10 protein-coding genes and 1 tRNA gene are annotated in these 13,898 nt (G+C 60.5%); 8 read left to right on the top strand and 3 right to left on the bottom strand.

The features are described 5' to 3' along the window. Positions 1-291: 291 nt before the first annotated feature. Positions 292-2,232, bottom strand: a complete 1,941-nt coding sequence (locus HMPREF3055_RS07515; protein ID WP_070738764.1) for a GH25 family lysozyme — start codon at positions 2,230-2,232, stop codon at positions 292-294. 722 nt (positions 2,233-2,954) lie between these two features. Next, positions 2,955-3,527 carry a flavodoxin domain-containing protein gene (locus tag HMPREF3055_RS07510; RefSeq protein WP_049354549.1) on the bottom strand — a complete coding sequence of 191 codons (573 nt, stop codon included), beginning with the start codon at positions 3,525-3,527 and terminating at the stop codon, positions 2,955-2,957. A gap of 521 nt (positions 3,528-4,048) precedes the next feature. On the opposite strand from HMPREF3055_RS07510, the gene pyk reads away from it, so the two are divergent. Further along, complete coding sequence (gene pyk, locus HMPREF3055_RS07505) at positions 4,049-5,512, top strand: pyruvate kinase (RefSeq protein WP_070738763.1); 1,464 nt, start codon at positions 4,049-4,051, stop codon at positions 5,510-5,512. 208 nt (positions 5,513-5,720) lie between these two features. Here the strand turns inward: pyk and HMPREF3055_RS07500 are convergent. Further along, a tRNA-Leu gene (locus HMPREF3055_RS07500) sits at positions 5,721-5,803 on the bottom strand. A gap of 347 nt (positions 5,804-6,150) precedes the next feature. On the opposite strand from HMPREF3055_RS07500, the gene ffh reads away from it, so the two are divergent. The 7 genes from ffh to trmD all read left to right on the top strand — a co-directional run bounded on the left by ffh (position 6,151) and on the right by trmD (position 13,810). Then, positions 6,151-7,731, top strand: coding sequence for a signal recognition particle protein (gene ffh / locus HMPREF3055_RS07495; protein WP_049342095.1), 1,581 nt, complete (start codon positions 6,151-6,153; stop codon positions 7,729-7,731). Between the two features lie 116 nt (positions 7,732-7,847). After that, complete coding sequence (locus HMPREF3055_RS07490) at positions 7,848-10,538, top strand: hypothetical protein (RefSeq protein ID WP_070738762.1); 2,691 nt, start codon at positions 7,848-7,850, stop codon at positions 10,536-10,538. Between the two features lie 12 nt (positions 10,539-10,550). Beyond that, positions 10,551-11,036: an NUDIX domain-containing protein gene (locus HMPREF3055_RS07485; RefSeq protein ID WP_012903358.1), complete on the top strand. Its 486-nt coding sequence runs from the start codon at positions 10,551-10,553 to the stop codon at positions 11,034-11,036. Positions 11,037-11,295: 259 nt separating this feature from the next. Then, complete coding sequence (rpsP, locus tag HMPREF3055_RS07480; protein ID WP_005505689.1) at positions 11,296-11,718, top strand: 30S ribosomal protein S16; 423 nt, start codon at positions 11,296-11,298, stop codon at positions 11,716-11,718. 2 nt (positions 11,719-11,720) lie between these two features. Further along, a complete protein-coding gene (locus HMPREF3055_RS07475) occupies positions 11,721-11,966 on the top strand; it encodes an RNA-binding protein (RefSeq protein ID WP_005505691.1) in 246 nt (81 codons plus the stop codon). Between the two features lie 209 nt (positions 11,967-12,175). Beyond that, positions 12,176-12,838 (top strand): ribosome maturation factor RimM, encoded by a 663-nt coding sequence (gene rimM, locus HMPREF3055_RS07470; protein ID WP_005505693.1) that lies wholly within the window; start codon positions 12,176-12,178, stop codon positions 12,836-12,838. Positions 12,839-12,841: 3 nt separating this feature from the next. Continuing rightward, positions 12,842-13,810, top strand: a complete 969-nt coding sequence (trmD, locus tag HMPREF3055_RS07465) for a tRNA (guanosine(37)-N1)-methyltransferase TrmD (RefSeq protein ID WP_070738761.1) — start codon at positions 12,842-12,844, stop codon at positions 13,808-13,810. Positions 13,811-13,898 lie beyond the last annotated feature (88 nt).

Genomic DNA, 13,898 nt, shown 5'->3' with positions numbered 1-13,898 from the left:
GGGGACTATGTCCGCCACACTAATCCGAAATTCTTGGACGATTCCGCAATAACGCTTCGCGGCGGCTCGCACCGCCTCGACATAAATTTACCTGCCGGCACGGGTAACATAGCCGGGTTCTCTACTCACTCGGTAACCCACCCGCTGCAGAACGCATCTTGATTTTTGTGTTGTTCAGAAGATGCGCCCTGTAGCAAAAGAACGAGGGGCACCGTTGCCAGGTGCCCCTCGTTTTTATATGCGCGTTGCAGTGTTTATCAGCTACCGCGCCGTTGAGTAAATGCCACGCTCTTAGTAGATTCCACGCTGCGCGGTCCAGCGGATCGTGCCGCGCTCAAAGTCCATGTAGTACACGCCGTTCACGTAGGATTCGTCACCGCGTGCCGCACCGTAGCGGGCGCTATTCTTCTCCCAATGCTTGAAAATCGCGCCGTTACCGTTGGTTTCGTACGCACCGTACGCATCCGACCAGAGCAGTACCTTACCCGAGGCGAACTGAATCTGAGCGCCCGTGGAGGTGGCGGTTTCGTCGGTCACCGGTGCACCCCAGGTGCCGCGGTGCTGCAGGAATCGGTGGTAGAACGCGCCGCCGGTGTGCAGGCGGTGGGTGCCGGTCTGCGTGGACCACACGTAGGTGGTGCTGCCGGTGAATTCCTGCTTGATGAGGCCGTTGCCCAGGTTCTGCTCATCGGTGGTGGGCGCGCCCTTCATGCCAGCTGCACGCCAGGTCGCGTAGATGGAGCCACGCTCATTGATGATGTGGGTGCCGGTAGCGGCAGACCAGTAGGCGCCCTCACCGTTGGCGAAGGAGACTGCGATGGTGTCGGAGCGGGTTTCCTCGTCGGTGGTCAAGCCGCGGAATCGTGCCACGTCCGAGCGGAACTTATGATCCAGGCCGCCGTTGGTGACCAGCCAGTGCGAGCCGTGGGAGTTCGTCCAGTAGATGGTCTTGCCGTTGGTGAACTTCTGCGCATACACGCCGTGACCCAGAGAGTACTCGGTGCCAATCGGGTTGCCGTAGAAGGAACGATTCTTATTCCAGAAGTTACCGATGCCGGTGCGAATATCAATGGAACCGGTCGCGGTGGTCACCACGTTAGAATCCTGAGCGGTGCGATCTTCTGCCGCACGGTCTTCCACAGCGCGGTCCTGGCCGTTCGACCAGTTGCGGTGCACAGCCTTCGGGTTCTTCGCCAGAACCTTCAGATCGTTCACGGTGCCGGGGAAGAAGTTCGAGTCACCCACGAACGGGCCCGAATCGGTGAACTGCCAAATGTCGTAGCCGCTCCAACCCGCCGGAATTGCGCCGACCACGGTGGAGTAGCTCGCCAGGTGCAGCGGCAGGGTGCCGAACTGCTGCGAACCCACGCACTGCGACCACCAGGAGGTTGCGGTGTACACCATCGGGGCGCGACCGGTCAGCGAACGGTAGGTGTCCACGAAGTCGCGGGTCCAAGCGGTCAGCTGCGCCGGGGTCATGTTGTAGCAGGTGTTGCCGTAGGCGGGGTAGGGGTTGAACTCGATGTCCAGCAGGCCGGGCAGGGTCTTGCCGTCGGCAGTCCACGCGCCACCATTCTGCACGAAGTAGCGTGCCTGATCGGCACCCGAGGAGGTGCGGGGGTTTGCGAAGTGGTAGGCGCCGCGCACCATGCCGACCTGCGCCGAGCCGTTGTACTGCTGACCGAAGTAGGGGTTGGTGTAGTAGGTGCCCTCGGTTGCCTTCACGTAGGCGAAGCGGGAACCTGCGGCGTAGGCGCTCGCCCAGTCCACGTTCTGCTGGTGCGAGGAGACGTCCATACCGAGGGTGCCGCCGGAGGGGGTCCATGCGGAGCGGCCCTGTGCCAGCGCTTGACCGGGTGCCAGTGCCTGACCGGCTGCCGGAGCTCGACCAGCTCCCAGACCCTGCGCGGAGCTCTGGGTCGCGGAAATACCGCTCAGGGTCGCGGTGGAAGCGGGGGAGGTGGCGCCGGTTCGCGCGTTGGCGGTGCCCAGGCGTTCGCGCTCGCCCGCACCCATGGCGGGGTTGGAGCGTTCGACCAGGGATGCATCCGGGGCGGGGACGTAGGTGAGCTCCTCGTAGGATGCGCCGAGGTTGACCTCTGCGGTTGCGCTCGCACTGGGGGCGGCGAAGGCTGCGGGAACGGAGGTGAGGGATGCGGCGACCAGGGTGACTGCGGACGCCATGATGGAGCGGGCTGCCGCGGAGCGTGCGGCAGTCTGGAGTTTCTTCATAGATTTTGCCTGTGTTTGAGAGGTGGATGTGTCGATGTGGCCCTGTGTGGGGGCTTCTGACACGAGTGAATATGTGGGGTAGTTGAAGTGATGTGTGTGTCGGTTGCCGGGTATGTCATGCGGCTGACACAGCTAACAGCGTACGGTACCTGCACCGATGTGCGCAATGATTTGGGGTGTCATTCTGGCGGCATATCTTTCGCAGAGTGCACAGTAACCTGGAATCTTTGGGGTGTCTGTTTTACTTTGTGGCTTGTCGGTGCATTTATTGGCTCAAGTTTTTGGGACAAAATTTTAGGCACGCGACACGCCGAGGCGTTGCGAATTTCACTCTGTGGACCGCTGTATTGGGGTGTTGCTGCGTCGGTTCGTTGTCCAGGGTAGGCTGCAGCATCTAGAGCTACGTTGCCGGGATGCAGTCGGGTGCTGATGCGCCGGGCGGTGCCTCTTGCGACTTTTGAGTCGGCTTTTGGGCATAAGGAAAGGGGTGGGCCGCACACACAAAGACCCACCCCTCATGTTCCGGGTACTGTATTTGGCGCGGCCTCGCACCGGCACCCGGAGTTTCATGGTCGATGCAGGAGAGATGAAGAGTCATCGACCACGTATATGGTGCCTGTTGGCACGTTTTTCTCGGCTCTTCCCGCCCGCTCTTTCAGGTTCTGGTGTCCGGCTGAAAGAGACGGGTGGGAAGAGGCGAAAGCTTGTGTTTCCCGAAAGGCTTAGAGGAACTTTGCGATGTCCTCAATCAGCGGCTTGAGGGTCTCGCGATCGATGTACTCAGCCTTGCCAGTCTTGTAGCATTCGAGCATCTGCTGAATGCCCTCGTTCGGGTGCGGGTTCGCCATGAGCCATGCGCGCACCGGGCCCTTCAGGGCGGTCTTGTGAGCCAGCGAAATCTTGTCGAAGTCGATGCCGCCACGCAGGTGGTAGACGGGGCGACCTTCGGTCAGTTCGGGGGTGTAGCTCTTGGCGACGGCCTTGTCCAGCAGCTTCTTGGAGTATTCACCGGTGAAGGAGACGGTGAAGAATGCGGTGCGGTTCTTCTTGGGTGCAATAATCGGCAGAATCTTCTTGCGAAGTGCCGGTGCGCCGTTGAGGAATCCACCGTAGTCGCTGCCGGCAATGACGAAAGCGTCGAATGCCTCTGCCTGCTCGGGGGTGACCTTGGAGGCGGGGACAGTCTCAACTTCGGGAGCCTGCGGGAGTGCACGCAAATCTTCTGCCAGCCAGGTGGCGTACTGTTCGGTGTAGCCGTAGGTGGAGCCGAAGATAATCAGCACGCGAGTAGTCATCTGTGAACCTTCCAGATATATTTCGCATTTCAAATACTAATTATGGGTTCCAATATAGGCTAGGCGCGCGAAAATGTGAAATCGCCTAGCTCTTGGATGCCCTATCTATCTTCTCATAGCCCACTCTGAGTGTCTCTATGTTTTTGAAATACAATCGAAGGTTCTCGAGTGTGACTAAATATTGCGCAGTAGGGGCTAAGTATGGGTAAAAAGTACCCTAATCTACTTTCCGGGCGAGTTGGAGGTGGTGGGGGTAAAAATTGGATTCTTGGGATGCGATTGATGGGGAGAAGTTGTACTCAAAATGCGACCTGAAACACTATTCTTCTGACTGAAAGGGGCGGGAGAAGCATACCCAAATGACACTAAAACCCCTATAATTAGATAAGAAACCCACGCATCCGGCACGTGGCTACATGTTGGAGCACGTGGGAATAATTGGGAATTTGACGTCAGTCTTCCCCGGAAAATCAGCGTGAACCCACAGTGGTCACACAAAACAACACACAAAGGTTAGGTACATGAGGCGCGCAAAAATCGTTGCAACCATCGGTCCGGCAATCGAGTCCCCCGAGAAGATCTCCGAGGCAATCAAGGCTGGCCTGAACGTCGCCCGTCTGAACATGAGCCACGGTGACCACGCCGAGCACCAGGCACGCTACGACACCATCCGTGAACAGTCTGCAAAGCTCGGTAAGGACGTTGCAATCCTCGCCGACCTGCAGGGCCCCAAGATTCGCCTCGAGCGTTTCGCAAACGGCAAGGAATACCTTGAGCCCGGCGCAGACTTCACCATCACCTCCGAAGACGTTGAAGGTACCGCAGAAATCTGTGGCACCACCTACAAGGGCCTGCCCGGCGACGTAAAGCTCGGCGACAAGCTCCTGCTCGACGATGGCAAGATCCGCCTCGAGGCTATCGAGGTGACCCCCACCCGCGTGCGCACCCGCGTCATCGTGGGTGGCCCCATCTCCAACAACAAGGGCATCAACCTGCCCGGCGCTGCAGTCTCCCTGCCCGCACTGACCGAGAAGGACGCAAACGACCTGCGCTTCGCACTGAAGATGGGTGCAGACATCATTGCACTCTCCTTCGTCCGTACCGGTGCAGACGTTGAGCCCGTCCACAAGATCATGGACGAAGAGGGTATCCGCGTACCCGTCATCGCCAAGATTGAGAAGCCCCAGGCAGTTGAGAACCTGCAAGACATCATCGACAAGTTCGACGGCATCATGGTCGCTCGTGGTGACCTCGGTGTTGAGCTGCCCTTCTCCGAGGTTCCCCTCGTTCAGAAGAAGGCAATCGACATGGCACGCCGTTGGGCAAAGCCCGTCATCGTGGCAACCCAGGTGCTCGAGTCTATGACTGACAACCCCGTCCCCACCCGTGCAGAGGTTTCTGACTGCGCTAACGCAATCCTCGACGGTGCAGACGCTGTGATGCTCTCCGGTGAGACCTCGGTCGGTAAGTACCCGATCCTGACCCTGCAGGCTATGGCTGCAATCGTTCAGGATACCGAAAAGGGTGGCCTGTACCGCGTGCCCGAGCTGGACCGCAAGCCCCGCACCCGCGGTGGCGCAATCACCCGCGCAGCAGTGAACATCGCTGACCAGCTGGACGCAAAGCTCATCGTAACCTTCACCCAGTCCGGTGACTCCGCACGTCGTCTGGCACGTCTGCGTCCCGAGACCCCGATTGTCGCGTTCACCACCAGCTCGAAGGTTCGCTCCTTCCTGTCCATGTTGTGGGGCGTTGAGGCTGAGCAGGTTGAGATGATCACCGATCAGGAAGGTCTGTTCCACTTCGTGGACGAGTACCTGCTGAAGAACGGTCTGGCAGAAGCTGGCGACCTGGTCGTCGTTGCTGCCGGTGCTCCCGCAGGCCGCGCAGGTACCACCAACATGGTTCAGGTACACCGCGTCTACGGTGCTGAGGGCGAGCGCGAGGCTCTGCGTCCTTACGAGGAGAACGAGGTCAAGCGCTAAGCCGCTCACCAATCTTTTTCGATGCGTAGCTGAGGGTAATCCTCAGTCTGTACGCTCGGTATATAGAACCGCCGCCCGGTCGTGAATTCACGGCCGGGCGGCGGTTTCTTGTGCCTTTATTGTTGCCGCATCCGATGTGCGGGTGGGGTACAGGAGCGGATACAGAAAAGCGGCGGGAAAGCTTCAAACTTTCCCGCCGCTTTTGCGTTGGTGCCCGAGGTGGGACTCGAACCCACACTCCGAAGAACCTGATTTTGAGTCAGGCGCGTCTGCCAATTCCGCCACTCGGGCGTATCACGCATTCGTGCGTAACACCTTTAGAATTCTAACCCAGGCTGTCTAGAAAATCTAATCTATCTGACGTGTTGAGCAGGCTGAGGCGGGGCGCGGAACATCTACTGAGGGTTTCTGTCGCGCCTCTATGAGGGGGTAAGTCTGGTACCTGCCACACATTTGCTGAGGGGTGCGGGAGGGGACGTTGAGTGTAAATCCTGAGCTCAGGGTGAACCGGCGCCACTTATCCACAGGTGGAGGCGGGGGAGAAAGCGCGCATCCTGTATCCTTAAAGACTGACTAACCATCCCCGTTCGCCTTCGCGGCTGGGGGCCACCTCAACGTTAAGAAAGTGATCACGGCTCGTGTTCAATTCTCTCTCCGACCGCTTGACGGCAACTTTTAAGAACCTGCGCGGCAAGGGCCGCCTCTCCGAGGCAGACATTGATGCAACCGTCCGCGAAATCCGCCGCGCCCTGCTCGACGCTGACGTCGCCGTCCCCGTGGTCCGCGAATTTACCGCCCACGTGAAGGAACGCGCTCTCGGTGCGGAGGTTTCCGAGGCGCTGAACCCCTCCCAGCAGATCGTGAAGATCGTGAACGAGGAGCTGGTGAGCATCCTCGGCGGTTCGACCCGCCGCATCAACATGGCGAAGAGCGGCCCGACCATCATTATGCTGGCGGGTCTGCAGGGTGCCGGTAAGACCACCCTGGCGGGCAAGCTGGCTCACTGGCTGAAGGGCCAGGGTCACACCCCGATGCTGATTGCATCCGACCTGCAGCGCCCCAATGCGGTGACCCAGCTGAAGGTTGTTGGTGAGCGTGCGGGCGTGCCCGTGTACGCGCCGCACCCCGGTGTGACCAGCGAGTTTGACGTACCCACCGGCGATCCCGTGCAGGTGGCGCGTGACGGTGTGGCTGAGGCTCGCGCTAAGCTGCACGACGTGGTGATTGTCGATACCGCGGGTCGTCTGGGTGTTGATGCTGAGCTCATGCAGCAGGCACGTAATATTCGTGACGCTATTGAGCCGCACGAAGTTCTGTTCGTTATCGATGCGATGATCGGTCAGGACGCCGTGAACACCGCTAACGCCTTCAACGAGGGCGTGGACTTCACCGGTGTGGTCCTGTCTAAGCTTGATGGTGACGCCCGCGGTGGTGCGGCGCTGTCGGTGGCTTCGGTGACCGGCAAGCCGATTATGTTCGCGTCCACCGGTGAGAACGTCACTGACTTTGAGCAGTTCCACCCGGACCGTATGGCAAGCCGCATCCTGGATATGGGTGACATCCTGACTCTGATTGAGCAGGCTGAAGCTCAGTGGGATAAGGCTGAAGCCGACCGCATGGCGAAGAAGTTCATCGATCAGGAAGACTTCACTTTTGAGGACTTCCTGGCTCAGATGCAGCAGATTCGTAAGCTTGGTTCCATGAAGAAGCTGCTCATGATGATGCCCGGTGCGGCTCAGATGCGTCAGCAGCTTGAGGCTTTTGACGAGCGCGAGATTGACCGCGTGGAGGCGATTGTTCGCTCCATGACCCCGCATGAGCGTGTGGCTCCGCGCATCATTAATGGTTCTCGCCGTGCCCGTATCGCTAAGGGTGCGGGTGTGACCGTGTCTGAGGTGAACCAGCTGATGGAGCGTTTCGCTCAGGCTCAGAAGATGATGAAGAAGCTCGCTTCGGGCAAGATGCCCGGCATGCCCGGTGGTATGCAGATGCCCGGTATGGCGGCTGCGGCGGGTGGCGCTCGTAAGAACGCGAAGAACAACAACAAGAAGAAGAAGGCTCGCTCCGGCAACCCGCAGAAGCGTGCGGCGCAGGAGGCGGCAGCAGCTAAGGCGCAGCAGGCTCGCGCCGGTGCTGCATTCGGTCAGCAGGCTCAGAACCAGGAGATGGATCTGTCCAGCATGAACCTGCCGAAGGGCTTTGAGAAGTTCCTGCAGTAAGAGCAAATATGAGCCCCGGTAAGGGGTGGTACGGGTGCGCACGTGGTGACGGGGCGCACCCGTACCGGTATGGTGCCCGGTTTGGGTGCATGAATGGGTGTGAAGGGAAGGTATCAATGGCTCAGAATGAGCAGAATTGGGATCGAGAGAACGCGGATGATCAGCTGAATGAGCAGGTCACGCCGTGGTCTCAACGCGCCTTCGCTGATGATGCTGTAGAGGACCCTGCCGGCGCATCTGCCGCTGAGTTTGTAGAGGAGCCTGCATGCGAGTTCTCGGAAGACCTCGTGGGCGATTTCGACGATGATTCGAGCATCCTTCCCGGGTACACTCCCGTCTGGGCGCGTATTGCCCTCGAGTACGGTGAGCACTCCGCCGAACTGGCTGGCGACCTCGTCTACTCGAGCGAGAGCGACGACCCCGCAGTCGACGACGTTGCCGCAACCATTCTGAACCTGATTCGTGAAGCCCGCAGCATGCACGATGAGGTGAAGGCGGAAGATCCCGATAAGCAGCGCGCCTGGAACGACCGCACGAAGGTTGACCGCCTCGCCGCCGCCCTGGAGAGCGAAGAGTGGACCGTCGATAAGCTCACCGACATGTGGGACGGTGCCCCCGCGCCCGCCGGTAGCGGTGAGTCGGATAGCCCCGAGTACCTGCGCGCCCAGGATGAGGAGCGCACCGCCGAGAAGCAGCGCAATGAGCGCATCGAGCAGACCATGGAGCTGGAGGAGACGATTCAGCGCCGCCGCATCATGGCTCGTTCCACCACCGATGAGGAGCTGATTGCCGCCCTCATTGAGGCGACTGCCGCCTCCCCGGAGCTGATTGCTTACGAGATGGGTGAGCATCAGGTGCAGCTCTACGTGCTGTGCGCCGTGGATGATGAGGGCTACATGAACGTGCTGGAGGTCGCTGACGGCCACCTGCACGTGGGTACTCCCGTTGAGGATTATGTGGCGCAGCTGGTGGATCAGCTGCCGGTTACTGGTGCCGCCCTTGAGGGTGAGGCGACCGTGTGGGAGGAGCTGCCCGGTGGGCAGGGTGAGCTGGAGTTCCTGGTGGACGGTGACGCCGCCATGCTCGTTGACCTGCCCATTGACATGATTACCGGGCTTCTTTTGGCGTACCTTCCTGCCGGTACTCGGCAGGTTGTTGCCGCGCCGGCGGGGGAGTGGACCCTCATTTCTGCCGACCCGGTGGATCTGATGGCGCTGCTGGGCCTGCTGAACTGCAACGCCCTGATTGCTGAGGGCAACGCGAACCAGCAGCACCTGGTGGTCTATGAGGAGCCCGACCGCGACCCCTACTCGGATGAGGAGTGGTACCTGGAGGCGTTCGGTGAACCCTACGAGAATATCGTGGAGGAGTTCACCTGGCAGCGTGTGCCTAAGCGCCTGAACCGTGCCCTCAGCCGTGAGGAAGTCGCACGTTTTGGCGGCGTGTTGGAGGATCTGCTCTCAGAGCTTCCCGGTAGCGCCCCGGAGCTGGCGGGTTCGAAGATTTTCGGTTCCGATGAGGATGAAATCGAGCAGGGCATCGCTAATGTCATGGCGATGTTTGGTGTGGAGGCTGACTCCATTGCCGGTCGCCGTCTGAACGCGTACCTGCGCGATACGAGCAATACCCTGGCGTTGGAGTCGGTGCTGCAGCTACTGGATGTTCCTACGGAGCTGGCGCTGGTTCCGACCACCGGTTTTGATGTGGCGTCGATTAGCACGGCGCGCATCTTCGGCAACGAGGATGAGGGCTTCGCGCAGCCTGCGGCTGAGCCTGCTGATGAGGCGCAGACTTCTGAAGCACTGGACGTTACCTTCCCGCTGGATGACTCCGCTGCCGAGGCTACTTTCTCCGAGAGCACCCCCGTAGAGGACGATTCCTTCGAAGATGACGAGGAGATTGAGCCCTACCCGGGTAACTTCCCCTCGCCCATGGAGCGTAGCTACCGACTGGTTGCGACCGGCCGCCGCGTGACCCTCTCCGAGTGGATGGACGCTCTCAACAACGCGCACATCCCCTACGAGTACACGCACATGGGTTCGCCGGAGGACTCTGCGCCGGATTCCTTCGTGGAGACCGAAGAGGGCTACCTGTCTCTTGACAGCGCCCTGCACGAGGCTGACTCTTCGCCTACCGAGGAGCAGGCATCGCACGAGGCAAAGGTAAGCCAGCAGGCTCCCGAGCCTTCTGTCGCGCTCGCACCTCAGAACGAAGCCGCCCCGAGCGTTGAGACCGTGCTCGATGCTTCCTCAAGCTCTGCAGATCAGAGTCCTGCACCCCAGGCTCCCGCACCGCAGACCACCTCCGCTCAGAGTCCCGCGCCTCGTTCGCGCCGCAAGCGCCTGACCCCGGAGCAGATTCGTGCGAAGACCCGCCGCGTGGGTCTTGTCCTGGGCGCGGATGTGACGGCTCAGAGCGCTATTGCCCTGACCTTGGCGAATGTGGCGCGCCGCCGCCGCGCGCAGGGTAAGGCGAGCCGTAAGTTCTCGGTGGCTGCCGCGCTCTTTGCGCTGAACGCTACGGTCGAGTCGGCTCTGATTCCGACGGTTCTGCGTTCTTTCGAGCAGACCCAGTTGAAGAAGCATGCCCGCCCGGTTGCGGATGCTGAGCTGGTGCATCCGGGGGATACCACCGGTGAGCAGCCCTCGACCAAGCGCACTCTCATTGATGACCTACGTGAGGGCAACTACCGCACGGTGGAGGATGCCGCCCCGTCCATGGAGCAGGCACCCTCTGGACTGCGTGAGCGTGCCCTGGGTATAGTGCGTAGCATCAGGCAGCGCGCTGCGAAGAAAACCGACCGCTAAAGGAAAGAAGCCATGAAGGATTCCTATCTGAGCGATGAAGAGCTGAAGGCTTTTATCGCCACCCTGCCTACGCGCCGTTTGGCGGCGGGCGCGCTGATTCGTAATGAGCGCGGCGAGATGCTGCTGGTGAAGCCGAACTATAAGGACGGCTGGATTCTTCCCGGCGGCACCGTGGAGGCTGGCGAGGCGCCCAAGCCCGGTTGTGAGCGTGAGATTGTGGAGGAGTTGGGCCTGGATGTGAAGCTGGGTCGTGTGTTGCTGATTTTCCACGGCTTGTCGCTGGGTGTGTGGGGCGATTCGACCTACTACATGTATGACGGCGGCGTGATTGCAGCGGATACGAAGATTACCCTGCAGGATGCTGAGCTGGTGACCTATGAGTGGGTTGCTCCGGAGAACCTGGAGGGCTACGTGCGCCCGTCGATGGTGGAGCGTCTGCGTGAGTGCTACCGCGCCCTGGAGACGGGGGAGACTCTGGAGATGAGCAACCTCGACTAGTAGCGGCTACACTGCGGTTGCGCAGGGGGCTACCGGGCACAGAACGCTGTTTAAAAGTGATGTTCGGTGCCTGCGGCAATTATTTTTCCGTGTCGCTAGCTTAAAATCTTGGGCTCTGATACCCTAGCTGAGTACCCGGCGACGCGCGACCCCTCTCTTCGCGCGCCGTTGTGTCCATAGAGGCGCCGTGAATGGCCCGCCCCACGGGTGCTGAACCGTGTGCCTCGCACCAAATTATGAAACAGGAGTAACCACTAAAGTGGCTGTTAAGATTCGTCTCAAGCGTATGGGTAAGATCCGCGATCCTCGTTACCGCGTCGTGATCGCTGATTCGCGCGTCAAGCGCGACGGTAAGACCATCGAAGAGATCGGTATTTACCACCCGACCGAGCACCCCTCGCGTATCGAGATCAACTCTGAGCGTGCTCAGTACTGGCTCTCCGTCGGCGCACAGCCGACCGAGCAGGTTCTGGCTCTGCTGAAGCTCTCGGGCGACTGGGCTGCATTCAAGGGCGAGAAGGCAGAGTCCAAGGTTCTGCCCGTCGAGGCTAAGGCTGAGTTCGTTGTTCCCGAAAAGGGTTCCGTGATCCTGCCCGAGGCTATCACCCCCAAGGCTGAGAAGGCTGAAGAGGCTGCTGAGGAAGCAGCACCCGAGGCTGAGGCTGAGGAAGCAGCTGAGTAATTATGTTGGCTGACGCACTCGAACACCTGGTTCGAGGGATTGTCGATCGTCCGGAGGACGTGAAGGTGCGCCTGCGCACTCAGCGTCACCGTGAAACCCTTGAGGTTCGCGTGCATCCGGATGACCTGGGCCGAGTTATCGGCAGGTCTGGTCGTACCGCCAAGAGCATCCGTCTGGTGATGGACGCTATTTCTGATGGCGAGCCGATGCGTATCGACATTATCGACACCGACAAAAAGCGACGCTAGCTCGTAAACGCTTGAAGCCCCCGTTTCCGGTTTTCCGGAGGCGGGGGCTTTCGCGTACCCGGAACTAGTTTGCGAGCGCTCGCCCCGGTCACCGCGGAGGAGAGGTTGCGAGACGGCAGAATGCGCCCGTCCTAAGTGCCCGGTAGAATAGTGGGAGCCGTGCACGTGCACGGCGTAGGTTTTTAGCTTGTATCCAGCGGAGGAAAATTATGCAGGTTGTGGTGGCTCGTATCGGTAAGCCTCACGGTATTCGTGGTGAGGTGACGGTTCAGCTCTTTACTGATGCCCCGCAGGAGCGTTTTGCCCGCGGTGAGGTGCTCGGTATCGAGAATTTCAAGCCCGGCTCTGCTGCCGCTTCTGTGGCGCCTACCGGTGAGCTGACGGTTGCCGGTGCCCGCTGGAACAAGAAGATTCTGGTGGTCCGTTTTGATGAGGTGACTACCCGCAACCAGGCTGAGGAGCTGCGCGGCAGCCGCCTGGTTTACGAGGTTCCCGAGGATGAGGGCGATGAAGAGGGCTTCTACGAGCAGGAGCTGGTGAACCTGCCCGTGTACCTGCTGGCGGATGTGCCCGAGGGTGAGAGCCCCGTGGATAACCCGGCTGTGGGCAAGCCGCTGGGCAAGGTGACCGGTCTGCAGACCATGCCGGTTCAGGATTTGCTGCTGATTAAGCTGGCTCGTTCGCCGCGTCTTGCCTCCGGTGCGGGTGAAGAGATCATGATTCCTTTTGTTGAGGAGATCGTGCCCGAGGTGGTTCCCTCGACCGAGGATGAGCCCGGCTTTGTGCTGCTGACCCCTCCGGCGGGTTTGATTGACCTGGTCGAGGACGCTGAGCAGGATTCTGCGCAGGCGACCGAGCAGGCGGGGGAGTAGTCCGTGCGCTACGATGTGGTCACGATTTTCCCCGAGTACCTGGAGCCGCTGAAGCTGTCCCTGCTGGGTAAGGCACGCGAGAAGGGTCTGGTGGATCTGCACCTGCACGATTTGCGTGAGTACACCTTTGACCGTCACCGCACGGTGGATGACACCCCGTACGGCGGTGGCGCGGGCATGGTGATGAAGGCGGAGCCGTGGGGTTTGGCGCTGGATGAGGTGCTTGCCGCCTCCCCGCTAAACGCCGCTACCGAAGATGCGTCTGAGGGTGCCGAGTCTGAGGGCACTGGGCCCGCCGAACCCGCCGCTGATACCCGCCCGCTGCTGATTGTCCCGTCCCCGGCGGGTGCCGTTTTCGATCAGGCGATGGCGTATGAGCTGGCGGAGGAGAAGCATATTGTCTTCGCTCCGGCGCGCTACGAGGGCATTGATGAGCGTGTGTTGGACTGGGCGCAGGAGAGCTTCCGCGTGATGCCCGTGTCCCTGGGCGATTACGTGCTCTACGGCGGTGAGGTTGCGGTCATGGCGATGATTGAGGCTATCACCCGCCTGATTCCGGGCGCGATGGGTAACCCCGCCTCCCTGGAGGAGGAGTCGCATACGGGCGGTCTGCTGGAGTATCCGGTGTACACGAAGCCCGCGGTGTGGCGTGAGCGTGAGGTGCCGGAGGTGCTGCTGTCGGGTAATCACGGTGCGATTGCGCGTTGGCGTCGTGACCGTCAGATTGAGCGCACCCTGGAGCGCCGCCCGGACCTGTTGGAGGCGTACCCGGTGGAGCAGTGGGATAAGAAGGATCGCCGCTTCTTGGCTGAGCGCGGGGTGCATTTTGCGAACCCGGCGAAGGCGGCTCAGAAGAAGGCGAAGAAGGGCCCCGCACCACAGGCTGATAGTGCGGCTCAGGCGGCACAGCCTGATACTGCACAGTCTAATACCGTGCAGCCTAATACTGTGCAGATCCAGCCGGAATCCTAAGCTTCGAACGGGTGCCTGTGGGTGCCTCGTGATTCTCTGAATGGGGGTTAGCGTCATATAACTGTTAGTTGGCGCTAACCCCTATTTT

The organism is Rothia sp. HMSC061C12 (assembly GCF_001815755.1).
GTDB lineage: Bacteria > Actinomycetota > Actinomycetes > Actinomycetales > Micrococcaceae > Rothia > Rothia mucilaginosa.
This window is presented reverse-complemented; position numbering and strand designations above follow the sequence as displayed.